Raw genomic sequence first — 21415 nt, forward strand, 5'->3', positions numbered from 1 at the left:
GGCGCCTGCCATGTGCCTGATCATGAGCCCGCCGATGATCTCGATGATGCCCATGATGATGAAACTGATGCCGAGGAGCAGGGCGAGCACGGTGAGAGAGGTGACCGGGGTGGCGACGACGACGATCCCGGCGATCAGGCTCACCACGCCGAAGAAGATCCACCAGCCCCGTCCTTCGCGCTCGCCGCCGGAAACGGAGACGATCAGCGAGGTCACGCCCTGGACGATCCACGTGATGCCCACGTACAGGCCGATGAGCGCGATGGTCAGGTGCAGGTGACGGATCAGCACGACGCCGACGACGATGAACGCCAAGCCGACGATGCCGCTCCACACCCGGTGCGCCTCCCCCCGGCCGAAGATCCTGACTAGGTGGAAAATCCCCGAGCAGATCGCCAGGATGCCGAGCAATACCGCGACGACGTTGAGTGACCCGCCCGGGTGGAAGCTCACGATAAGTCCGAGGATCAGCGTCACGGCGCCGAGAATGACCGTCGCCAGCCATGACTGCGCGATCAGCACGCCCTGTGCCGACGCCAAGTCGTCGTCGTCATAGTCTGCAGATTCCATGAGTACTCCCTCTGAGCTGCAGGAACCCGCTTGTCCTGCGCCGCGGGCGCGGCGCAGGACAAGCGGGTTGGAGCTGGCTGGATCGGTTAGTCTTCGTTCGCGAACGCCTCGCGGAGCTTTGCTTCCTGGTCCGCGGACAGGTTGGTGCTGATGAGCTCGGCCTCGGCCCCGGAAAACTCGCTCTTCACTCGGTCGACTACGGCGTCCGAGCTGAGCAGGAACAGTGCCGAGGTGCCTGGCGTGACCTTCTGCCTGACGTCGTCGATGAACGCGTTGCTGATGCCGACGTCGGCCATCGAGCCGAACAGAGCGCCGGTGGCCGCCCCGATGGCCAGGCCGAGGATAGGGACGAAGAAGATCAAGCCGAACAGTAGACCCCAGAAACCGCCGCCGAGCGCCCCTGCCTTCTTGGTGTCGTGCAGCTCACGGGTCTTGGGCTTCTTGCGTCCTACCTCCCAGCTGACGACCGCGGCGTCCTGGACGTTGATCAGCTGCTCACTCTGCATCTTCTGCAGCTTCTCCAGCGCGATATCGGCGCCTTGGGGGGTCGAGAACTTCCATGCGGTAAGAGTCGCCATGTGGTCTCCGCGTGTCGGAGCCCCGGCGGCGCCGGGGCTGGTGAACTGAACTGCCAGCACCATCGCTCGCGGCCGCCGCCGCCCGCATCACCCGGCACGAATGAGCTTGCCTCGCGTCAACCGGTGACCCCGCCGGCACCGCTGTCCCGCGGCGAGCGGAAGGTCGAGTACCGTTCGGCCTCCCGCTCCGCGGCCGCGGCCGCCGCCTCGGCCTCGGCCACCGCGGCTTCCGCGTGGGCCACCGCCTGCCGATAGCTCTCGTCCTGGCTCTGCGCGGGGCTGGGCACCGCCGCGTCGATCTCTGCCTCCAGTGCCGTCTCGTCGGCGGTGAGCTGCTTTCTCGCCAGCCCGCTCGCGTGCGTGATGGCCTGCTCGACTTGGTCGCCGAGGTCGCTGGCGGCCACGACCACGAGCCCGCTGTGCCCTTCGTCGAGCAACTCACCGAGATCCTTCAGGTCCGCGCGTCGCAGGCCCGCGGTGACGTGCCCGGCCAGAGCGCCGAAGCCGGCCCCGCTCGTCCCGCCGAGCAGCAGCCCGGCGCCGAGGCCTATCGCCGGGAAGAGCGCCAGCAGCGCGCCGCCGGCCAGCCCGATGCCCAGCCCGCGCCACGCGCCCCGGCGCGTCGGCCGTTCGTGCTTGGCGACGATGCTGACCTTCCCGGCGCCGTCCCTGGTGATGACCGCCGCATCATAGGTGTCAATCAGCCCGGACCCCAGGTAGAGCTCGCGGACGGCGTGATAGTCGGCCTCGGCCGCGCCCAGCGTGTCGTAGCTCGCGGCGAACACGACGAAGGTATCCATCGCCCACCTCCGATCATGCGGCGATCCAATCAGCCGCACGCCGGCAGCGGATCATCCCTCGTGGAGTACATGGAAGCCGCCGGGCTGGGAAGGATGGGCATGGAGCGCGCCGAGAATCGCAAGGAGGTCACTGTGGCCAGGCATGCCTACGAGATCACGGTTCTGGCCCCTGACCTGGACCAGCCTGGCTTGCACGCGATCTTGGAGAGCGTGCGGGAGCTGGGCCTCGACCTGGTCAGTATCAGGCGGGCGCCTCGCTCAGCCGGCTCAGCGCCACCAGTTCCAGCCCAAGCGCAAGGGTGCGGTTGAGCGCGCTATACAGGGCAGCCTGGTCAAGATCACCAGTAAGCACGGTATTGCCGTTGGCGTATTCGATTTTAAAATCGGCGAATGCCTCGCGGCCCAACTCGCCCAGACCACCGAGAATGGTGATCTGATAGCGATGCGTGCGCACCATTCCTCCCGATACTGCCGATTTGAGGGCATCGGCACTATATGCCCGCCATGGCACTACCCCAAGCGCGGGCGATCATCTATGCCCAAGCGTTACTGATTTATTGCGTTACCGATTTATTGCCAGGGCGCGACGCGAGCGTTCAGCTCGGGCTCTGCCGACCATCGGGAAAGAACCAGTCTCATCCGCCGCGGATGACCGCCACTGCCCCGCCGCTGGCTGATACTGACGAACGTGAACTCCCGTGACCGGCCGGCGTCCGCAGGCAAGCGATGGACCGACCCCGCTGAGGCGCTGGCCCAGCAGGTCACCGAGCGCGTCGTCGACCTCGTGGTCGGCGCTCTCGACGTCAACGAGCTCGTCGCCCGGGTCGACGTGAACGCGATCATCAGCCGCGTCGATATCGACGCCGTGCTGCGGAAGATAGACCTGAACGAATTGCTCGGCCAGGTGGACGTGAACGAACTGGCGCAGCGGATCGACGTGGCAGGCCTGGTCGAGAAGGCGGATCTTGGCGCGATCATCGCCCAGTCGTCTGGCGGTATGGCGCGCGAGGCGGTCGACGCGGTGCGCTACAGGACGGCCGGGCTCGACCAGGTCATCGACGGCTGGGTGCGCGTCCTGCTGCGGCGCAAGGACGCCGCGCCGCCGCCGCTGCTTGCCGTGCAGGCCGGGCCGTGACCGTCCAGCCGGCCCTGCGATACCAGGGACATTACGCCGGCGCGGTTTCCCGGCTTGCTTCCTTCGTCATCGACATCGTAGTGAGCGCGGGCATTTTCTGCGTCGCGCTGGCGGCCATCTCCTATGGCGCGCAGGTCATCACCGGCAACCTGGTCGGCTGGAATCACTCAACCGGCGTCGTGGCCGGGCTCTTCGCGGCGTGGGAGCTCGCGTACTTCGGCTTCTCGTGGGCGACGAACGGCCGGACCCTCGGCATGGCCGTGTTCGGCATCCGGGTGGTGCGCACTGACGGGGCCGTTCTCGAGCCGCGCCACGCAACCGTCCGCGCGCTGGTATTCCCCTTCAGCTTCCTGTTCTGCGGCCTGGGCTTCCTCGGCATCCTCGTGCAGCGCGAGCACCGCGCCCTGCACGATCTCGCCGCCGGCAGCGCCGTCATCTACGCGTGGACCGTCCGCGCACCGGGCTCAGGGCCGGAGGCGTGATGGAGCCGCGGATCGGCGCGGACGCGCTGCCGGGCTGGCGTGAGACGCCCGCGAAACAGGCTGTCCTGGACTTCGTGCACGCGGTGACGGCGCCTGATTCGCCTGACTTCGTCGCGGAACCCGACCGCATCGCCGTATTCGACAACGACGGCACGCTGTGGATCGAGCGGCCGGTATACGCGCAGCTGGCCTTCGCCCTAGACCGGGCGGCCGAGCTGGGGCATCCGGTAAGCCCTGACCAGCTGCGGGCTGGCGGGCTGGCGGCGCTGGCTGAGCTGGTGAAGCTCACTCACGCGGGGGTCAGCACCGATGAGTTCGCGGCCGTGTGCCGTCGCTGGCTGGCGTCGGCCCGGCACCCGCGCTTCGGCCGTCCTTACCCGGCGATGGTGTACCAGCCAATGCTGGAGCTGCTTGACCTGCTGGCTGCCAATGGCTTCTCGTGCTGGATCTTCTCCGGAGGCGGCACCGATTTCATGCGCGCCTTCGCGAGCGAGGTCTACGGCCTGCCCCCGCACCGGGTGATCGGCAGCGTGGGAGCCACCGAGTTCCGGGACGGCCCTGACGGCCCTGAGCTCATCAAGGGCGATGCCATCCAGGTCATCAACGACGGGCCGCAAAAGCCAAGCTCCATCCACGCCCACGTGGGGCAGCGCCCGATCCTGGCCGCCGGGAACACCGACGGCGACCTCGCCATGCTGCAGTGGACCGCCGCCAGCTCGCACCGGACCTTGCAGCTAGTCGTGAATCACACCGACCAGGACCGCGAGTACGCGTACACCCGTGATCCCGTCCTGGGGAGCGGCACGGACCAGATTCTCGCCGCAGCCGCCGAGAACAAGTGGACCGTGATCGACATGGCGGCCGACTGGTCGGCCGTCTACCCGCCGCCTCCTTAGCGGGCGGTGCCAGGACCTGGCGCTACCCCACCTGGGCGCCGCGGCCGGCCCAGTACGGCGCCCGCAGCTGCCGCTTGAGCACCTTGCCCGAGCCGGTGCGCGGCAGCTCGGCGGCGAAGTCCACCGAGCGCGGCACCTTGTAGCCGGCCAGGTGCTCGCGCGCGAATGCCGTGACCTCCGCACCGGTCAGCGACGCCTCTGCCGCTCCCGCTGACCGCACGACGGTCGCGTGCACGACCTCGCCCCACTGCTCCGACGGAATCCCGAAGACCGCGGTCTCGTAGATCCCCGGATGCTGCTCGAGTACCGCCTCGATCTCGGCGGGGTAGACGTTCATCCCGCCGGAGATGATCATGTCGCTCTTGCGGTCGCAGATGTACAGGTAGCCCTCGTCGTCCCAGTAGGCGATGTCGCCGACCGTGTGGAAGTCGCCGCGGCTGTTCGCCGCGTAGCTGGCGTCGTTCTTGTAGTAGGCGTCGAACATGACGTTGGACCGCACGAAAACCTCGCCGGCGTGCTCAGGCCCGGTGCCTGTGATGCGGTTGCCGTCGGCGCCGACCAGCATGATCTCGATCCCGGGAGCGGGCTTGCCGCACGATCCCGGCTTGCGCAGCTGGTCCTCGGGCAGCAGGACGGTGTCGACGCCGAGTTCGGTCGAGCCGTAGATCTCGAACAGCGACCCGGGCGGGAAGTCCGCCACGTACCGCTTTTTCAGCTCGTAGCTCCACGGCGCCGCGTTGGCGATCATCACGCGCATGGTCGACCGGTCGTAGCGGTCCTTGACCTCCTTCGGCAGCGCGCAGATCATCCGCATCACGGCGGGGGCGGCGAACGTCGAGCTCGCCTGGTAGGTGTCCACCAGCCGCAGCCAGTCCTCGGCGTCGAACTTGCGCTGGACGATCATCGTCTGGCCGTAAAGCTGGGCGGCGCGCAGGAAGGCACTCGGGCCGCTGTGATACAGCGGGCCTGCGGTGAGGTAGACGTCGTCGGGTCGGTAGCCGAACAGGTTCAGCAGGGCGCCGAAGACTTCCGGATCCGGCGCGCCGGACCGGAACGCGCCCTTCGGCTTCCCGGTGGTGCCCGAGGTGTAGATCATCGTCCCGCCCGTCCCAGCGAGATCCCCGACGTCCGGCGGATGGGACGACGCGGCGGCGATGTCGGCCTCGGTCAGCATCCCGGCCAGCGCCTGCCGCGGGGCCGCCGGGGCCGGGCCGCCAGCCGCGATGATATGCCGGACCTTCTCCAGCTCGCCGCGGTCGCGGAGCGCCGCGAACAGCGGCACGTACTCGTGATCCACGTACGCGACCTCGGCGTCGCTGTGGTTGATGACGTAGCGCGCCTCGTCCGCCGACAGCCGGTAGTTCAGCGGCACGGCTATGGCGCCGGTCTTCCGCGCGGCGTTCAGCACGGCCACGACCTCGGGAGAGTTCGGCCCGCACCACAGCACCTTCGCGTCCGGTCCGGCGCCCCCGGCGCCCAGCGACAGCAGCAGGTTCGCCAGCCGGTTCGACCGCTCCTCGAGCTCGGCATACGTCCATCTGACGATGGTCCCGTCGGGTCTGTCCTCGATGACGGCCGGCTTGTCCGGCTGGGCTTGCGCGTAGGTCGAGAGAATGTCGTCCGGCATAGGGTCAATGTACGGAACAGTTACAGCACGATCCACTGGCGGCCGTCGATGAGTTCCCTGACGGCGTCGAGGTGCCCGGCGTGCACGGACGTTTCCGTGATCACGTGCAGCATGATGTACCTGAGGTTAGGGAAATCGATACCCGCGTCCTGCCACCAGCTGTCGGGCTGGCGCGGCGGCATGTCGAGCGGAGTCGCCGCGATGACGGCGTTCGAGTGCTCGATCTCCTCCCGGTACAGGGCGAAGACGTCCGCTGCCGACTCGCCGGGGTCCAGGCGCCATTCGGCGTTCTCCCCCTCGGGAAAGAAGTCGAACGACTCGCCGCCGACGACGCTGCGGAACCAGTAGTGCTCGTCGGACAGCGCCAGGTGCTTCACCAGGCCCAGGCACGTCCAGCCAGACGGCAGCACCGGCCGCCGCAGCTGATCTTCAGGCAGGTCCTCCAGGATGCCGAGCACGTGGCGGCGCTGCGCGTTCAGGAAACGCAGCAGCAGTTCGGTCTCAGTCGCGTCGGTCATGCGCCCATGATGCCCGCCAGGGCGGCGGCCGGCCGGAACCGGCCCGCAGCGAAATCACACAAAATGGGGGATGCCTGCTCACCTTCCCTGGCCCGAGGCTGGCGGCAGGACGAATCACGCCTTGCTGAAGGGAGGAGTCATGGAATCGGCCATAACCGGGCCCGGGGACTGGCGTGGTAATGCCGCCTGTCGCGACGCCGATCCGGACCTCTTCTTCCCGATCGGGACCACCGGGCCCGCGCTGCGTCAGGTCCAGGAGGCCATCCGGATCTGCCAGACCTGCCCGATACAGGTCCGGTGCCTGGCCTGGGCGCTCGAGCAGGGGGTCACTGACGGCGTGTGGGGCGGGACCACCGCCGAGCAGCGGCGCGCCATCAGGTCGGCGTTCGCGGGGACCTCGGTGGCGTGGCCGCCGCTGCGTGGCCGCGCGGTGGCGCCTGACGCGGCGGGTTACGCTAGCCGGCCTGTTTCGGGCTGACCGAGCTCAGCGCGTCGTCCAGCATCGCCGGGAACGTGTCGGGGTGCCTGGCCAGCAAGTAGGTCACCAGCGCGACGAGGGCCTGGTTATCGAGCGCCCTGACCCGGGTGATCCGCAGCTCTGCGGCCGCCTCGCGGGTGCCGGTTTCTGAATCAGCCATGTGCCTTGGCTACCCGCCGCCAGGCGCTTCATCCCGAACCGCGCCCGCCCAACGTGGTCGATGGGCCATCGTCCCCCAAAGAAGGTGGTCGATGGGCCATCGACCGCCTTCCCGCCGGGCAGTGGCTCGTGGCTAGTTAATGCTCGTGGATGATGACGCCGCGGATGTTCTTCCCGTCGTTCATGTCCTGGTAGGCCTGGTTCACCTGGTCAAGCGTGTACTTGCGGGTGACCAGCTCGTCCAGCTTGAGCTGGCCGGACTTGTACAGGCCGAGCAGCATCGGGATGTCGTACAGCGGGTTGCTGTCGCCGAACAGCGCTCCGCGGATCTGCCTGTGGTAGCCGATCAGCATCCCCGCGTGCACGTGCACGGCGCGCTCGTTGATGTGGCCGACGGCGGTGATCGTCACCTTGCCGCCCTTGCCGGTCATCATGACCGCGGCCTGCACCATCTCCTCGGTGACCGCGCCTGGGGTCATGATCGCGTGGTCGGCGAGCTGGCCCCAGGTGGTCTCGACGACGAACTCGTGCGCTTCCTTGGCGGTGGCGAACGCGTGCGTGGCGCCGAACACGGTGGTGGCCATCTCCCGCTTGAACTCCACCGGGTCCACCACGACCACGTTCTTCGCTCCCGCGAACCGCGCGCCCTGCACCGCGTTGCTGCCCACGCCGCCCGCGCCGAAGATCACCACGGTGTCGCCGGCCCGCACTCCGGCCGCGTGCACCGCGGACCCCCAGCCGGTCGGCACGCCGCAGCCCACCAGGCACAGGACCTCCCACGGGATGTCCTGGAAGTCCTCGCGCAGCGGCACGGTCGCCCATTCCGACACGACCGCGTACTGGGAGAAGGTGCCGAGCGTGCAGAAGCCGCCGATGTCCGTGTCGCCCTCGTGGAACCGCCACGTGCCGTCCTCGAACATGCCGGTGCCGGCATTCAGGCCTTTCACGCACATGTTGGAGTGCCCTGTCGAGCACGGCCGGCAGGCGCCGCAGGCCGGGATGTACGAGCAGACGATCTTGTCGCCAGGCTTGACGCGCTGCACGTCAGGGCCGACGGACTCGACGATCCCGGCGCCCTCGTGCCCGCCCACGACCGGCAGCCGGATCGGAGCGTCCCCGGTAGTGATGTGGTCGTCGGAGTGGCAGAGCCCGGCCGCCATCAGCTTGACCCTGACCTCGTGCGCCTTCGGCTCGTCGAGCTGCAGGTCGACGAGCTCCCAGCCAACGTGCGGGGCCCGGGTGATGGCGGCGCGGGTGGTGATGCTCATCTTCTGATGTTCCCTTCGCGGACGGGTGCTAGTGCTCGTGGATGATCACGCCGCGGATGTTCTTGCCGTCGAGCATGTCCTGGTAGCCCTCGTTGATCTCGTCGAGCTTGTAGCGGCGGGTGATCAGCTCGTCCAGCTTGAGATCGCCCGCCTGGTAGAGGCCGATGAGCATCGGCACGTCGACGAGAGGGCTGCACCCGCCGTAGATCGAGCCCTGGATCCTGCGTTGGTAGCCGATCAGCATGCCGGGGTTCTCGTTGACCCGGCCGTTCCCGACCGCGGTGATCGTGACCTGGCCGGTCTTGCCCACGACCTTGATGGCGTTCGCGATCACCTCGTCGTGCAGGATGCCGACCGTGATGATCGCGCGGTCGGCCAGTTCGCCCCAGGTAGTCTCCCTGACGAAGTCCTGCGCTTCCTCGGCGGTGGCGAAGGTATGCGTGGCGCCGAACAGCTCCGCCATCTCCCGTTTGAACGGCACCGGGTCCACCACGACAACGTTCTTCGCCCCGGCGAACCGCGCGCCTTGCACCGCGTTGCTGCCCACGCCGCCCGCGCCGTAGATCACCACGGTGTGCCCGGCGCGTACGTCGCCGGCCCTGACCGCGGAGCCCCAGCCCGTCGGCACGCCGCAGGCCACCAGCGCGGCGACGTCGAAGCCGATCTCTTCGGGGATCTTGATGACGGAGAACTCGTGGACCACCGCGTACTGCGAGAACGTGCCGAGCACGCACAGGCCGCCGAAGTCCTCGCCGCCCTGGTGGAACCGGAACGTGCCGTCGGGGAACATCCCGGTGCCGGCGTTCTTGCCGGCGTCGCACAGGTTCTGGCGGCCGGTCGCGCAGTACCGGCACTTCCCGCAGGCGGGGATGAACGAGCAGGTCACGTGGTCGCCCTCTTTGACCCGGGTAACGGACTCGCCCACCGCGTCTACGATGCCCGCGCCCTCGTGGCCGCCGACGACCGGCAGGCGCATCGGCGCGTCGCCCTTCTGGATGTGGTCGTCGGAGTGGCACAGGCCGGCCGCGAAGAACTTGACCCTGACCTCGTTCGCCCTCGGCTCGTCCAGCTCGAGTTCCGTGATCTCCCATGGCTGGCCGGGCACCCGGCAGACCGCGGCTCGCGTGGTGATGCTCATGTGGACCCTTCCTCGGATGTCCTCGGATGGCTGCAGGCGGCCGCCGGCCCGCGGTGCTGACAGGCGGGCCCGCGGCTAGTCCATAATCCATCGCCTCTCGCCCCGGCGCCACCACCCGGTTCGGCCCGCACAATTCGCGGTGGGAAAATTGGTTGCCAACAGCCAAGGACTGGTCCGGGATCGCGGGTTGTCCCGGTGGCCAATAGCCGGTGTCGATCGGTGGCTAGGCGAGGAGTCTTGGCTTCCTGGCGTGCGGCGGGATGTACTGGCGGAGTGCACGGGGAGGTACAGAAAAAGGCCCAGGCCGCGCACCGCATGGTCAGCCCGGCGTCGATCGACGCCGCGCAGGCGCGACCGCTCACGTGGAAAAAGGTCGTCAAGCAGGCCGTGGTCGTCGCGGTGGCCGGCGCGACCCTCTACCTCCTGCTGCCGAAGCTCATCGCCGTGCTGGGCGCGTGGCCGCGGCTGTCGACGCTCAGCCCGGTGTGGTTCACGGTCATGCTCGCCGCCGAACTGATCTCGTTTACCTGCAACTTCGCCCTGCAGCGGCTAGCCCTGCGGACGAGAGGCTGGTTCGCCGTCGTCACCGCCGGCCTGGCCGGGAACGCGGTCACCGACAGCCTGCCCGGCGGCGACGCGGCGGGCGCCGCGGTCCAGTTCGCCATGCTCACCACCGCGGGATTCGATACCGGTACCGCCGTCAGTGCCCTGACCACGTTCTCGCTGATCGGCATCGGCGGCCTGCTCGCGCTGCCCGTTTTCACGCTGCCCGCCATCCTGGCCGGCGTACCGGTCAGCCAGGGCCTGGTTCGTACCGCACTGCTCGGGCTCGCCGGGTTCGCCGCGTTCGCGGTCTTCAGCGTGATCATCCTGCGCGCCGACTGGCCGCTGGCCGCGGCCGGACGCGCGGCGCAGCGCCTGCGGAACCGGGTGACCCGCGGTCGCCGGCCGCCGGTGACCGGCCTGGACAAGCGGCTGCTTGACCAGCGCGACGCGATGAGGCGAGTGCTGGGAAAGAAATGGTGGCAGGCCATCCTGCTGACCGCTGGCCGGCTGGGCTTCGACTTCGGCTGCCTGCTGGCCGCGCTCCGCGCCACCGGAGCCGATCCGCAGCCCTCAGTGGTGCTGCTGGCCTACTCGGCCGCGGGAATTGTCGCCCTGTTGCCGCTCACCCCAGGCGGACTGGGCATCGTGGAGGCGAGCCTGACCGGCCTGCTGGTCCTGGCCGGCGTACCCGCCGGCCACGCCGTCCTGGCCGTCCTCGCCTACCGGATCGCCTCCTACTGGCTTCCCCTCCTCGCCGGGCTGCCCGCCTACCTGCTCTACCGGCACCGTTACGGACGGCCGGTCTTCCGGCGCGCCACGCCAGGCGTGGATGGCCAGCCGCCGCGGAGCGAGGCGGCCTCCCCCTAGGGCACCGACAGAAAGGCTGGGTCCGCAGATGACAGGAGACAGCGGCTACGGGCCGTTCCTGACGCGCCGCGGGCGCGGGAACGTGCTGACGCACTTCATCATGACGGTACTGGGCGCGGGGCTCGCGGTGGTCCTGCTCCTCGCGTTCTACAGCCCGGCGTCCGGCGGCTCGGGCGGTTCCGCCCAGGGGAGCGGCATGGTGCCCGCGCCGCCTTCCTCCGCCGCACCGGTTGGCAAGAGCGCGCAGGACATCGCCGCGCGAGTGCGGCCAGGTGTCGTGATCATCAACACCGCCCTCCGGTACAACAGCGAGCAGGCCGCCGGAACCGGCATGGTGATCAACTCCAGCGGGCTGGTGCTGACCAACAACCACGTCATCGACGACTCCACGTCGATCACGGTCACCGTGCCCGCCATGGGCAGGACCTATCCGGCGACGGTGCTCGGCTACGACAAGACCGGCGACATCGCCCTGATCCGGCTGCAGGGCGCGTCCGGGCTCGCCACGGTGCCGATCGGCAACTCCGCGGCCGTGAAAGCCGGCGAGGCGGTGGTGGCCCTGGGCAACGCCGGAGGACAGAACACCATCACGGTGGCGGCCGGGAAGGTGACCGCCCTGAACCAGACCATCACCGCCAGTGAGGAGGCCGGCTCGACCAGCTCTGAGACGCTGCACGGCATGATCCAGGCCAACGCCGACATCGTGGCCGGCGACTCGGGCGGCCCGCTGGCCGGCCCCGGCGGCGTCATCGGCATGGACACCGCGGGCAACGACGCCGGCTCCGAGCAGCAGACAGTCGGGTTCGCGATCCCGGTCAACACCGCGCTGTCGGTCGCCAGCCAGATCGCGGCGGGCCGGGCCAGTTCCGCCGTCGCCATCGGCTATCCGCCTTTCCTTGGCATCTTCGTCGGCACCGGATCGGACAGCAGCCCGCAGGACCAGGCACAGCAGGGACAGCAGCAGTACGGGTCAGGGGGCAGCCAGGGATGCTCCGCCAGCAACGCCGGGCTGGCCGCGCCCTCGGCCATCGCGCCCGTCTCTTCCGGCGTCCTCGTCGACGGGACGATCTGCGGGGGCCCGGCGGCTCAGGCCGGCCTGATCGGCGGGGCGGTCATCACCGCCATCAACGGACAGTCCGTCGGCTCCCCCGACCAGCTCGGCAACGTCCTGACGCGGTTCCATCCCGGCGACACGATCTCCGTCACCTGGGTCAGCCCGGCCGGCCAGCGCACCACGAGCAGCATCCGCCTGACCGCCGGCCCGCCGCAGTGAGGGCCGGCGCTTGAGATCGACCGGCTGACAATCGAGCTGCACAAGCGGGTGGTCGGGAACACCGCCGCGGTGGGAGGGGAAGGGCCGGCTCCGTCACAGGCTGGCGGCGGCTAGCCAGGGCGGAACAGACGGGACCCCAGCATGGTTGTACACAGTGTCCACACGCGCCCGCACCCAACGGGCTGCGCCACCAGCAAAGGAGCTGACGTTTTGGACACCTACCGCAAGGATCCCGAGGCCATCACCCGGCTGACCCGTGAGCAGTACCAGGTCACCCAGCAGGATGCCACCGAGCCCGCGTTCCGCAACGAGTTCTGGGACAACCATGAGCCCGGGCTGTACGTCGACGTGGTCTCCGGCGAGCCGCTGTTCGCCTCGGTCAACAAGTACGACAGCCAGTCCGGCTGGCCGAGCTTCACCGTCCCCGTCGAGCCGGGCAACGTCGTGGAGCTGCAGGACGCCACCTACGGCATGGCCAGGACCGAGGTCAGGTCCGCCCACGGCGACAGCCACCTCGGCCACGTGTTCCCCGACGGGCCGCGGGACCAGGGCGGGCTGCGGTACTGCATCAACTCCGCGGCCCTGCGCTTCATCCCGGTTTCCGACCTGGAGCGCGAGGGGTACGGCGAGTACCGCAAGCTGTTCGAGACCACCGACGACGGGAGTGCGTCATGACCACCAGGACCGAGACGGCCATCCTGGCGGGCGGCTGTTTCTGGGGCGTCCAGGAGCTCGTCCGCAAGCTGCCCGGCGTGATCACCACGCGGGTGGGCTACACCGGCGGCGACGTGCCCAACGCCACCTACCGGAACCATCACGGCCACGCCGAGGCGATCGAGATCGTCTTCGACCCGGACAAGATCACCTACCGGGACCTGCTGGAGTTCTTCTTCCAGATCCACGACCCGACGACGCGGAACCGGCAGGGCAACGACATCGGGACCAGCTACCGGTCAGCGATCTTCTACCTCAGCGACGAGCAGAAGCGGGTCGCCGAGGACACCATCGCCGACGTCGACGCCTCCGGCCTGTGGCCGGGCAAGGTGGTCACCGAGGTCACCCCGGCCGGGCCGTTCTGGGAGGCAGAGCCTGAGCACCAGGACTACCTCCAGCAGTACCCCGACGGGTACACCTGCCACTTCGTCCGGCCGGGCTGGAAGCTCCCGCGCCGCGCGGAGCAGGTCAAGCCGTAACACGGCATGAAAGGAAGCCGTCTCCCCCAGCGGGGAGGCGGCTTTCGGCTTTCGGCGGTGACTGCCGACGCAGGACGCCAGCAGAGGGAGCTCTCCCTCCCCCCGTGTCGGGAGGCTCCCCCTGCAGCGACCTGCCGCCCCGGACGGCAGCGCATGAACGCGGGCCCGCTGCTCCGAAGCAGGCCCGCGCTGGAACAAGCCAGGACATTCCTTACGAAGGGCTCACCGCAGGCATACCCTTGGCTCAAGTGCGATTGTGACAGTATCCGGCGAGATACCGATAGACAAGGGAAAAGACAGTGCGCGGGGCACAATGTCACCTTTCCGGGATGTGACAAATAGATGACACAACCCGATGAGAAACTCGCGGAACGAGTCGCGAAAGAGATCCGCCAGCTCCATAAAGGACGCGGCCTGCAGGCCGGCGACCTCGATTCGCGGCTCGGTCCGCTCCTGGGCGAGCTGGCCGGCACCGCGGACGCGGCGGCTCGCCGCCAGGCTCTGATAACCGAGATAACCCGGTGTGCCGGGCAGCTTCTCGAGGATTACCGCCTGGCAGTCAGGGTCAGCCTGGCGCTATCGGAAGAAACGACTGACGAACCGCTCTTTACCCGGCGGGCGACCTGGCTCGCGGAGCGAATCGACCGGGACAGCCGCACCGCACTACGGCGTATCCGCGAAGCCGAATGGCGGCTGGCCGAGCTCATCGCGGGCGAGCTGCAGCGTCGCCGGGGGCGGATCCCGGCGGCATCAAACGGCTGGTACGTGGCGGAACTCCGGACGGTCATGCGCCTCGATGGCGACATCGTCGAATCAGAACAGGACCGCCGGATCGTGTCCAGCCGCGAGAACCTCACCGAGGTCATGGCGTGGCTTGACCTGCCAAGCGACGCCAACCAGCCAGGATCGGAGCTGCGGGCGGGGATCCGGTACGGCGGGCGCCTGCTGCGGAAGGAACAGCCATCGGGTAACCGCTTCACCCTCATGGTCCAGCTGCCGAAGCCGCTGCAACCCGGCGAGGAGCATCACTTCGGCTTGCTCCTGCGCATGCCCCGGCACATGCTGAAGCTCCCGCACTGCCTGGTGACGCCGGAGTGCCAGTTCGACAGGCTTGACCTCACGGTCCGGTTCGATCCCGCGCGGCTGCCAGACTGGATCCGCCGGGTCGACGGCGAAACCGTCCGGACGTTCGAGACTCCGCGGCCCATCGGAGAACTGCTGGTTCCCGACGCGGCCGGAGAGGTCCGCCAGGAGTTCCGTGACCTCGCCCTGTACCTGGGCTATGGAATCCAGTGGGCGCCTGCTCACTGAGGACCGCCGGCGATGCCCGCAGGCGGGCTCATCCGGAGGAACGGCCCACCTGCGCTCACCGCGACTACGACAGCCATGCGGCAATGACCGCAGTGACCACGGTGAGAATGGCAATCGCTCCGTGGATCTCCATCGTCAGCTCACCTCCCGCCCCTGCCCCGACCCGGTGACCGCGGCAATGCAGTGAGGTCGATGTCGGCAGTCGGCCGAACGGCCGTACCGCCATCCCAGCCATGTGCCGCCCGGCGGGAATTCGCCAGCGAACAACGGCGAACGCAGCGATGGCCTGTCAGTACCGACGAGATTTCGCCTCTTCTCAGGTGGCGAAAAAAATTGGCAGCGAGCAAAACCGCGTCCAGAACTGCCGCGCCATTATCGGGGGTGAGATGCCGCGTAAAAAACGGCCCGAGCCTGACCTGCCACCGGGTCCCGCCCGCGACCTGGTGGACCTGTTCGCGTGGCTCCGTGGTGCCAGGCCGATGCGTGTCGGGCAGATCGCGAACAGGGCCGGTTACGCGCCCGCGCATGTCAGCGAGGTACTGCGCGGATGGAAGGCGCCCAGCCCCGACGCCGCCGCCCGGATCGCGCAAGCGCTCGGCGCGGACGATATGACGGTCAGGCGGGCGCGCCGGCGGGCCGAGGACTTGCGGGAATGGAAACGCGCCAAGCCACGGAGCCGGCGGCCAGCCGGCCGACCGGACGACGGAGCGGGTTTTGCCCGTCAGGGTTCGCTCGAGATCGTTCGCGCCGAACTGCGGATCGTCTTTTCCGCGGGAGACGACCGGCGAGTCGACCTGGCCGACCTTGGGGACTTCCTCAAGACTCTCTGAGATCACGGGAAGGCATGACTGGCTCCGGGCAGGGGCACTTGTTACACATGGGTCTGGCTAGCGGGCTGATGTGATGGCGGACGGCAAGGTCCTGGCCGGCCAGGCAACGCCGCGCGGACGGTATCCGCACCTCAAGCGGGCCGGCGACTTCGTTTACGTCTCCGGCACTTCGGCGCGCCGCCAGGACAACACCATCGCAGGCGCCACGGTCGACGCAATGGGGACCACCGCGCTTGACATCCGGGTGCAGACCCGGGCCGTTATCGAGACAATCCGCGAGATGCTCGCCGCGGTCGGTGCCCAGCTGCCAGACCTGGTCCAGGTGACCGCGTACCTGGTCAACATGAACGACTTCGGCGGGTACAACGAGGTCTACGGGGAGTTCTTCGACTCCAGCGGCCCGGCCAGGACCACGGTCGCCGTCCATCAGCTCCCGCACCCGCACATCCTGATCGAGATCCAGGCCGTCGCTTATGTCCCCCAGGGAGGTCAATGATGACACTCGCTAAGCCGGTCAACTTCACGCAGTGGATCGAGGAGAACAGGCACCTGCTGAAGCCGCCGGTCGGCAACAAGACGATGGCCGTCGGCGACGACTTCATCGTGATGATCGTCGGCGGGCCGAACGCGCGGACAGACTTCCACGTCGATCCGTACGAGGAGTGGTTTTACCAGCTGACGGGCAACATGCACGTCAACGTGATCGTCGACGGCAGCCAGCAGCGCGTCGACATCCGCGAGGGCGAGACCTGGCTGCTGCCTGGCAACACGCCGCACTCGCCGCAGCGCCCCGAGGCAGGCTCGGTCGGCCTTGTCATCGAGCGCGTGCGCGAGGAAGGCACCCTGGAGCGGTTCCAGTGGTACTGCCCGAACTGCTCCGCGCTCGTCTACGACGTGGAGCTGCAGGTCCGCGACATCGTGACCGACCTGCCGCCCGTGTTCGCCGCGTTCTACGCCGACGAGCAGGCCCGCGTGTGCAAGCAATGCGGCACGCTGCACCCCGGCAAGGGCTGAGCCGGGTGTCCGGCACCGCTCCCGTCATTGACGTGCACACCCACTACGTGCCGCGCGGCTGGCCAGACCTCGGGCCAGGGACCCCCTGGCTGCGCATCGAGACGGAAACCGACGCGGTCATCATGCTCGGCGACAAGGAGTTCCGGCGCATCCAGGCCGACTGCTGGGACGCGCCGACCCGGCTCGCCGATATGGACGCGGACGGCATCGACGCCCAGGTGGTGTCGCCGACGCCGGTGTTCTTCTCCTACGGCCGCGACGTCGCGCAGGCGATACGCATCGCACGTATCCTCAACGACCTGGCGCTGGAGATCTGCGCGCCCGCACCCGGCAGGCTGCTGCCGATGTGCCAGGTGCCACTGCAGGATCCCGACGCGGCGTGCGAGGAACTCGACCGCTGCATGGCGGCCGGGCACGTCGGCGTGGAGATCGGCAACCACGTCGGCGACCGTGACCTGGACGACGCGGGTGTGGTGACGTTCCTGCAGCACGCGGCCGCGCTCGGCGCGCCGGTTTTCGTGCACCCGTGGGATATGGCGAACTCACCCCGCCTGGACCGCTGGATGGCGCAGTGGCTGGTGGGAATGCCCGCCGAGACGCACCTGTCGGTGCTCGCGATGATCCTTGGCGGTGTCTTCGACCGCGTCGACGAACGGCTGCGAATCTGCTTCGCGCACGGCGGCGGATCGTTCGCGTTCTGGCTGGGCCGGATGAACAACGCCTGGCACAAGCGTCACGACGTCATCGGCACGTCGCAGTACCCGCCGGCGCACTACCTGGGCCGCTTCTACGTCGACTCGGTGGTGTTCGACGAGCGGGCGCTGCGGCTGCTCGTCGACACCGTCGGCGCCGACCGCGTTCTCGTCGGCAGTGACTACCCGTATCCGCTCGGCGAGCGCCCGGCCGGCGGCCTGGTCCGCAAGGCGGGCTTCCTCGACGACGCGACGCGCGACATGATCCTGGCCGGCAACGCGCGTACGTTCCTCGGCGGCGCCCCGTGACGACGATGCTGGCCAGCGAGCGGCATGCACTGGAGCTGGACGCCGCCGATCCGCTTCCCGCGCGGCGGGCGGAGTTCTGCGTCCCGCCGGTCGGGACCTCCGGAGCCAGTGCCGGCGAGGCGGCATACCTGGCCGGCAACTCCCTCGGCCTGCAGCCGAAGGCGCTGCGCGCGCGGCTCGGGACCGAGCTTGACGACTGGGCCCGGTTCGGCGTCGAGGGGCACACCGAAGCCACGCGCCCATGGCTCCCCTATCACGAGCTGCTGCGCGGACCCGCGGCCCGGCTGGTGGGCGCCCGTCCTGAGGAGGTGGTCGTGATGAACTCGCTGACGATCAACCTCCACCTGCTGATGGTGAGCTTCTACCGGCCGACGCCGCGGCGGCACGCCATCGTCATCGAGGACAGTGCGTTCCCCTCCGACAGCTACGCGGTGCGCAGCCAGGCCGCCTTCCACGGCTTCGACCCCGGCGAGGCGATCGTGCGGCTGGCGCCGCGCCCCGGTGAGGCGGCGCTGCGCACTGATGACGTCGTGCGGTTCCTGAGCGAAGAGGGCGAGCGGGTCGCGCTGGTCCTGCTCGGCGCGGTGAACTACTTCACTGGCGAGCTGTTCGACATCGACGCGATCACCGCCGCCGGACAGGCCGCGGGCGCGGTCGTCGGCTGGGATCTGGCGCACGCCGCGGGCAACGTGCCGCTGCGGCTGCACGACTCGGGCGCCGACTGGGCGGCCTGGTGCTCCTACAAGTACCTCAACGCCGGGCCCGGGTCGCTGGCCGGCGTGTTCGTGCACGAGCGCCACCTCGCCGACCGCGGCCTGCCCAAGTTCGCGGGCTGGTGGTCGACGGACCAGCGCACCCGCTTCGAGATGGCGCCTGTCGTGACGCCTGTCGACACCGCTGACTCCTGGCAGGTGTCCAACCCGCCCATCCTCGCGATGGCGCCGGTACTGCTCTCCCTCGAGATGTTCGACCAGAGCGGGATGCCCGCGCTGCGCGCCAAAAGCGTCCGGCTCACCGGCTACCTCGAGTCCCTGCTCGACGAGATGTGCGCCGTCGCCACCCGGCGAGGAGCGCCCGCGGTGATCACCCCCCGAGACCCGGAACGGCGCGGCGCCCAGCTCTCGGTGCGCATCAGCGGCCGCGACGTGGGGCCGCTGACCCGGCGGCTGCGGGGCGAGTTCGGCGTGTACGCGGACGCCCGCAGGCCCGACGTGATCCGGCTCGCGCCGGTGCCGATGTACAACACCTTCCACGATTGCTGGCGCGCCGCCACCGCGCTCGCGGCGGTGCTCGATGCCTGAGTGGGGCGCCGGGACGGAGCGCGTCGCCATCGTCGGCGCGGGCCTGGCCGGCTGCCTGCTCGCCACGCTGCTCGCGCGCCGCGGCATCGACGTCACGGTGTACGAGCGGCGCGAAGACCCGCGCGTCACCGCACCGGAACGCGGCCGCTCGATCAACCTGGCCATCTCCGCGCGCGGCCTCGAAGCGCTGGCCCAGGTCGGGCTCCGTGAGCTGTCGCTGTCCCGCGCGCTGCCGATGCACGGGCGGATGGTGCACAGCCGCGACGGGCAGCAGAGCTTCCGCCCCTACAGCGCCGACGGTACGCAGGCGATCAACTCGATCAGCCGGGCCGAGCTCAACCTGGCCCTGCTGGAAGTAGCCGAACGTACGCGTGGCGTCTGCGTGCGGTTCGGGCATCGCCTGAGCGAGCTAGACATGGCCACCGGGGAGTTGTCGTTCGAGACCGCTGGCGGGCAGCGTGCGGCGCGGGCCGGCATCGTCCTGGCCGCCGACGGCGCCTACAGCGCGGCGAGACGGTCCGTGACGTTCAGACAAGGCTTCACCTTCAGCCAGGACTACCTGCAGCATGGCTACAAAGAGCTCACGGTGCCGTCGCGGGACGGGGAGTTCGCGCTTGACCCGGACGCGCTGCACATCTGGCCGCGCGGCTCGTCGATGATGATCGCGCTGCCCAACCTGGACCGCTCCTTCACCTGCACGCTGTTCTGGACCGGCGCGGAATTCGCCGCGCTGCGCAGCCCCGGCCAGATCCGCGACCACTTCCGGCGGCACTACCCCGACGTCGCGGCGCTGATCCCGGACCTGGTCGACGACTACCTGCACAATCCCATCGGCTCGCTGGCCACGATCCGCTGCTGGCCGTGGGTGCACCACGGCGCGGGCTGTACGCTGGCCCTGGTCGGCGACGCGGCGCACGCCATCGTGCCGTTCTACGGCCAGGGCGCCAACTGCGCGCTCGAGGACTGCATCGAGATCGACCGCTGCCTCGGTGAAACGGACGGCGACTGGACCACCGCGCTCACGCGGTACCAGCAGCGCCGCAAGGCGAACTGCGACGCGATCGCCGACATGGCGCTGGACAACTTCATCGAGATGCGAGACCGCGTGAACTCCCGGGCCTTCCAGGCCAAGACCGCCGCCAGGCACGCACTGGAGCGGCGGCTAGCCGGGCACTATGTGTCCCAGTACGAGCTGGTCTCGTTCTCCACGGTGCCCTACGCGCAGATCCCAGACCGGATCCGCCGGCAGGACCGGGCGATGGCGCTCGCGGCGGCCGGGGCGCTGGGCCTGGGCGGGGCCGCCGTAGCGCTGGCGGCAGCCGCCAGCCGCGTGACGCGGAGGAAAAGCCCGTGAGCTCACCCGACGACCTCACCTACAGCAGGTACCTGCGGCTGGATGACCTGCTCTCCTGCCAGCACCCGTTGACGGACTCCGACGACGAGCTGCTGTTCGTGATCATCCACCAGGTCTACGAGCTGTGGTTCAAGCAGATCCTGCACGAGACCGAACTGCTGCAGCGGCGGCTGGAGACCGGGAACAGCGCCGGCGCGCTGCACACCGCGCGGCGGATCGCCAAGATCCTCAAGACCGCGGTGGGTCAGATGGACGTGCTCGAGACGATGACCCCGCAGCAGTTCGCGGCGTTCCGGCCGGAGCTGGGCAGCTCGAGCGGCTTCCAGTCGAGCCAGTTCCGCTACATCGAGGCGGTGTTCGGCCGTCGTGACTTCAGCGCGGCCGTCGTGGACCGTGTCCTCGAGGAGATCATGGGACGGCGGCCCGTCTTCGCGTCGCTGCTGTGCTACCTGACCACTGGCGGCTGGCAGGTCCCCGCTGAGGTCCTGGACCGGGATCCGCGCGAGCCGTGGCACGGCGACGGCGCCGTCGACGCGCTGCTCGCCGAGGTCTACGCCGACGCGGGCACGCCGGCCGAAGTCTGCGAGGCTCTCGTGGACATCGACGAGGGCATCCAGGAGTGGCGCTACCGGCACGTCAAGATGGTCGAGCGGATCATCGGCACGCAGTTCGGGACCGGCGGATCGACCGGCGCGGCGTACCTGCGCGGCACGCTGTTCCGGCCCGCCTTCCCTGACCTGTGGGCGATCCGCTCACGGCCCTGAACCGTCGCCGTCGCCTTCGCATTCGCCTTGGCCTTGGCCTTCGCATTCGCCTTCGTCGAGCAGGCCCGGCAGCGCGCTGGTGACCGCCTGCCAGTCCGGCGAGCCAGGATCGATGAGGGTGAAATGGTCACCACTCGTCTCGTACAGGTACGCGTTCCCGCCGGCTCCCGTGGCCGCCTGGACGTAACGCTCGCTGTACCTGAAGGGCACGTTGCCGTCGGCGCGCGAGTGCGCGCACAGCACGGGCGCCGCTAGCGGCAGCGCGGCCATCGGGTCGGCGAGCCGGTATTGCTCGGGCAGCTCCCCAGGGCC

General features: G+C 69.1%; 26 protein-coding genes. 16 read left to right on the forward strand and 10 right to left on the reverse strand.

What is annotated here, in order from left to right:
- From WA805_RS05460 to WA805_RS05475, 4 genes are all read right to left on the reverse strand, one after another.
- A partial coding sequence (locus WA805_RS05460; RefSeq protein ID WP_425241798.1) for an HdeD family acid-resistance protein occupies positions 1–570 on the reverse strand: 570 nt, incomplete at its 3' end.
- An 86-nt stretch (positions 571–656) separates the two neighbouring features.
- Complete coding sequence (locus WA805_RS05465) at positions 657–1148, reverse strand: DUF1269 domain-containing protein (protein WP_422291090.1); 492 nt, start codon at positions 1146–1148, stop codon at positions 657–659.
- 116 nt (positions 1149–1264) lie between these two features.
- Positions 1265–1948 carry a DUF1269 domain-containing protein gene (locus WA805_RS05470; protein ID WP_422291091.1) on the reverse strand — a complete coding sequence of 228 codons (684 nt, stop codon included), beginning with the start codon at positions 1946–1948 and terminating at the stop codon, positions 1265–1267.
- A 241-nt stretch (positions 1949–2189) separates the two neighbouring features.
- The gene (locus tag WA805_RS05475) at positions 2190–2405 is read right to left on the reverse strand and encodes a hypothetical protein (protein ID WP_422273617.1); all 216 of its coding nucleotides are present in this window, start codon (positions 2403–2405) and stop codon (positions 2190–2192) included.
- A 231-nt stretch (positions 2406–2636) separates the two neighbouring features.
- On the opposite strand from WA805_RS05475, the gene WA805_RS05480 reads away from it, so the two are divergent.
- The 3 genes from WA805_RS05480 to WA805_RS05490 are packed head-to-tail and all read left to right on the forward strand — an operon-like array spanning position 2637 to position 4461.
- Positions 2637–3083 carry a hypothetical protein gene (locus tag WA805_RS05480; protein ID WP_422273619.1) on the forward strand — a complete coding sequence of 149 codons (447 nt, stop codon included), beginning with the start codon at positions 2637–2639 and terminating at the stop codon, positions 3081–3083.
- On the forward strand, positions 3080–3565 hold the full coding sequence (locus tag WA805_RS05485) for an RDD family protein (protein WP_422273621.1): 486 nt from the start codon (positions 3080–3082) through the stop codon (positions 3563–3565). Before WA805_RS05480 ends, WA805_RS05485 begins: the two co-directional genes overlap by 4 nt.
- Positions 3526–4461: an HAD family hydrolase gene (locus tag WA805_RS05490; protein WP_425241799.1), complete on the forward strand. Its 936-nt coding sequence runs from the start codon at positions 3526–3528 to the stop codon at positions 4459–4461. Before WA805_RS05485 ends, WA805_RS05490 begins: the two co-directional genes overlap by 40 nt.
- Before the next feature lie 22 nt (positions 4462–4483).
- Here the strand turns inward: WA805_RS05490 and WA805_RS05495 are convergent, their stop codons facing one another.
- Both WA805_RS05495 and WA805_RS05500 read right to left on the reverse strand, forming a co-directional pair.
- On the reverse strand, positions 4484–6088 hold the full coding sequence (locus WA805_RS05495; protein WP_425241800.1) for a class I adenylate-forming enzyme family protein: 1605 nt from the start codon (positions 6086–6088) through the stop codon (positions 4484–4486).
- Between the two features lie 20 nt (positions 6089–6108).
- Positions 6109–6606 carry a DinB family protein gene (locus WA805_RS05500; RefSeq protein WP_422273627.1) on the reverse strand — a complete coding sequence of 166 codons (498 nt, stop codon included), beginning with the start codon at positions 6604–6606 and terminating at the stop codon, positions 6109–6111.
- A 139-nt stretch (positions 6607–6745) separates the two neighbouring features.
- Here WA805_RS05500 and WA805_RS05505 point away from each other — a divergent pair, with 139 nt between their 5' ends.
- Positions 6746–7084: a WhiB family transcriptional regulator gene (locus tag WA805_RS05505; RefSeq protein ID WP_422273629.1), complete on the forward strand. Its 339-nt coding sequence runs from the start codon at positions 6746–6748 to the stop codon at positions 7082–7084.
- On the opposite strand, the gene WA805_RS05510 is transcribed toward WA805_RS05505, so the two are convergent.
- The 3 genes from WA805_RS05510 to WA805_RS05520 all read right to left on the reverse strand — a co-directional run bounded on the left by WA805_RS05510 (position 7062) and on the right by WA805_RS05520 (position 9649).
- Positions 7062–7244, reverse strand: coding sequence for a hypothetical protein (locus tag WA805_RS05510; protein ID WP_424560813.1), 183 nt, complete (start codon positions 7242–7244; stop codon positions 7062–7064). The two genes, WA805_RS05505 and WA805_RS05510, sit on opposite strands and share 23 nt — an antisense overlap.
- 136 nt (positions 7245–7380) lie before the next feature.
- Entirely contained in the window at positions 7381–8511 is a 1131-nt protein-coding gene (locus WA805_RS05515) for an NDMA-dependent alcohol dehydrogenase (protein ID WP_422273633.1), read from the reverse strand.
- Positions 8512–8539: 28 nt separating this feature from the next.
- The gene (locus tag WA805_RS05520; protein ID WP_422273635.1) at positions 8540–9649 is read right to left on the reverse strand and encodes an NDMA-dependent alcohol dehydrogenase; all 1110 of its coding nucleotides are present in this window, start codon (positions 9647–9649) and stop codon (positions 8540–8542) included.
- Between the two features lie 273 nt (positions 9650–9922).
- Between WA805_RS05520 and WA805_RS05525 the strand changes: the two genes are divergently transcribed.
- From WA805_RS05525 to WA805_RS05580, 12 genes are all read left to right on the forward strand, one after another.
- Entirely contained in the window at positions 9923–11062 is a 1140-nt protein-coding gene (locus tag WA805_RS05525; protein WP_422273637.1) for a lysylphosphatidylglycerol synthase transmembrane domain-containing protein, read from the forward strand.
- Positions 11063–11090: 28 nt separating this feature from the next.
- Positions 11091–12335, forward strand: a complete 1245-nt coding sequence (locus WA805_RS05530; protein WP_425241801.1) for a S1C family serine protease — start codon at positions 11091–11093, stop codon at positions 12333–12335.
- Between the two features lie 210 nt (positions 12336–12545).
- Complete coding sequence (gene msrB, locus WA805_RS05535) at positions 12546–13010, forward strand: peptide-methionine (R)-S-oxide reductase MsrB (RefSeq protein ID WP_422285026.1); 465 nt, start codon at positions 12546–12548, stop codon at positions 13008–13010.
- A complete protein-coding gene (gene msrA / locus WA805_RS05540) occupies positions 13007–13528 on the forward strand; it encodes a peptide-methionine (S)-S-oxide reductase MsrA (RefSeq protein WP_422273643.1) in 522 nt (173 codons plus the stop codon). The genes msrB and msrA overlap by 4 nt, the downstream gene beginning before the upstream one ends.
- A gap of 342 nt (positions 13529–13870) precedes the next feature.
- Complete coding sequence (locus tag WA805_RS05545) at positions 13871–14839, forward strand: hypothetical protein (protein ID WP_425241802.1); 969 nt, start codon at positions 13871–13873, stop codon at positions 14837–14839.
- Positions 14840–15072: 233 nt separating this feature from the next.
- A complete protein-coding gene (locus WA805_RS05550; RefSeq protein ID WP_422273647.1) occupies positions 15073–15669 on the forward strand; it encodes a helix-turn-helix domain-containing protein in 597 nt (198 codons plus the stop codon).
- 73 nt (positions 15670–15742) lie between these two features.
- A complete protein-coding gene (locus WA805_RS05555) occupies positions 15743–16165 on the forward strand; it encodes a RidA family protein (RefSeq protein WP_422273649.1) in 423 nt (140 codons plus the stop codon).
- Positions 16162–16683: a 3-hydroxyanthranilate 3,4-dioxygenase gene (locus tag WA805_RS05560; RefSeq protein WP_422327354.1), complete on the forward strand. Its 522-nt coding sequence runs from the start codon at positions 16162–16164 to the stop codon at positions 16681–16683. The genes WA805_RS05555 and WA805_RS05560 overlap by 4 nt, the downstream gene beginning before the upstream one ends.
- A 5-nt stretch (positions 16684–16688) precedes the next feature.
- The gene (locus tag WA805_RS05565) at positions 16689–17684 is read left to right on the forward strand and encodes an amidohydrolase family protein (RefSeq protein WP_422273653.1); all 996 of its coding nucleotides are present in this window, start codon (positions 16689–16691) and stop codon (positions 17682–17684) included.
- A 5-nt stretch (positions 17685–17689) separates the two neighbouring features.
- Positions 17690–18985, forward strand: coding sequence for a kynureninase (kynU, locus tag WA805_RS05570; protein WP_422273661.1), 1296 nt, complete (start codon positions 17690–17692; stop codon positions 18983–18985).
- Positions 18978–20339, forward strand: a complete 1362-nt coding sequence (locus WA805_RS05575) for an FAD-dependent oxidoreductase (RefSeq protein ID WP_425241803.1) — start codon at positions 18978–18980, stop codon at positions 20337–20339. Before kynU ends, WA805_RS05575 begins: the two co-directional genes overlap by 8 nt.
- Entirely contained in the window at positions 20336–21103 is a 768-nt protein-coding gene (locus tag WA805_RS05580) for a tryptophan 2,3-dioxygenase (protein ID WP_422273657.1), read from the forward strand. Before WA805_RS05575 ends, WA805_RS05580 begins: the two co-directional genes overlap by 4 nt.
- Here the strand turns inward: WA805_RS05580 and WA805_RS05585 are convergent.
- On the reverse strand, positions 21092–21415 hold a 324-nt coding region (locus tag WA805_RS05585), incomplete at its 5' end, for an alpha/beta hydrolase family protein (protein WP_425241804.1). The two genes, WA805_RS05580 and WA805_RS05585, sit on opposite strands and share 12 nt — an antisense overlap.

Source organism: Trebonia sp. (assembly GCF_049794275.1).
In the GTDB taxonomy this organism is placed as follows: Bacteria; Actinomycetota; Actinomycetes; order Streptosporangiales; family Streptosporangiaceae; genus Trebonia.

What these genes read in the sequence shown, in the direction of transcription:
- WA805_RS05510 (WP_424560813.1), bottom strand. Translation starts at nt 7,244, where the DNA reads ATGGCTGATTCAGAAACCGGCACCCGCGAGGCGGCCGCAGAGCTGCGG.
- WA805_RS05495 (WP_425241800.1), bottom strand. Translation starts at nt 6,088, where the DNA reads ATGCCGGACGACATTCTCTCGACCTACGCGCAAGCCCAGCCGGACAAG.
- WA805_RS05505 (WP_422273629.1), top strand. Translation starts at nt 6,746, where the DNA reads ATGGAATCGGCCATAACCGGGCCCGGGGACTGGCGTGGTAATGCCGCC.
- WA805_RS05465 (WP_422291090.1), bottom strand. Translation starts at nt 1,148, where the DNA reads ATGGCGACTCTTACCGCATGGAAGTTCTCGACCCCCCAAGGCGCCGAT.
- WA805_RS05555 (WP_422273649.1), top strand. Translation starts at nt 15,743, where the DNA reads ATGGCGGACGGCAAGGTCCTGGCCGGCCAGGCAACGCCGCGCGGACGG.
- WA805_RS05560 (WP_422327354.1), top strand. Translation starts at nt 16,162, where the DNA reads ATGATGACACTCGCTAAGCCGGTCAACTTCACGCAGTGGATCGAGGAG.
- WA805_RS05500 (WP_422273627.1), bottom strand. Translation starts at nt 6,606, where the DNA reads ATGACCGACGCGACTGAGACCGAACTGCTGCTGCGTTTCCTGAACGCG.
- WA805_RS05550 (WP_422273647.1), top strand. Translation starts at nt 15,073, where the DNA reads ATGTGCCGCCCGGCGGGAATTCGCCAGCGAACAACGGCGAACGCAGCG.
- WA805_RS05545 (WP_425241802.1), top strand. Translation starts at nt 13,871, where the DNA reads ATGACACAACCCGATGAGAAACTCGCGGAACGAGTCGCGAAAGAGATC.
- WA805_RS05530 (WP_425241801.1), top strand. Translation starts at nt 11,091, where the DNA reads ATGACAGGAGACAGCGGCTACGGGCCGTTCCTGACGCGCCGCGGGCGC.
- WA805_RS05520 (WP_422273635.1), bottom strand. Translation starts at nt 9,649, where the DNA reads ATGAGCATCACCACGCGAGCCGCGGTCTGCCGGGTGCCCGGCCAGCCA.
- WA805_RS05470 (WP_422291091.1), bottom strand. Translation starts at nt 1,948, where the DNA reads ATGGATACCTTCGTCGTGTTCGCCGCGAGCTACGACACGCTGGGCGCG.
- kynU (WP_422273661.1), top strand. Translation starts at nt 17,690, where the DNA reads ATGCTGGCCAGCGAGCGGCATGCACTGGAGCTGGACGCCGCCGATCCG.
- WA805_RS05515 (WP_422273633.1), bottom strand. Translation starts at nt 8,511, where the DNA reads ATGAGCATCACCACCCGCGCCGCCATCACCCGGGCCCCGCACGTTGGC.
- msrA (WP_422273643.1), top strand. Translation starts at nt 13,007, where the DNA reads ATGACCACCAGGACCGAGACGGCCATCCTGGCGGGCGGCTGTTTCTGG.
- WA805_RS05575 (WP_425241803.1), top strand. Translation starts at nt 18,978, where the DNA reads ATGCCTGAGTGGGGCGCCGGGACGGAGCGCGTCGCCATCGTCGGCGCG.
- WA805_RS05475 (WP_422273617.1), bottom strand. Translation starts at nt 2,405, where the DNA reads ATGGTGCGCACGCATCGCTATCAGATCACCATTCTCGGTGGTCTGGGC.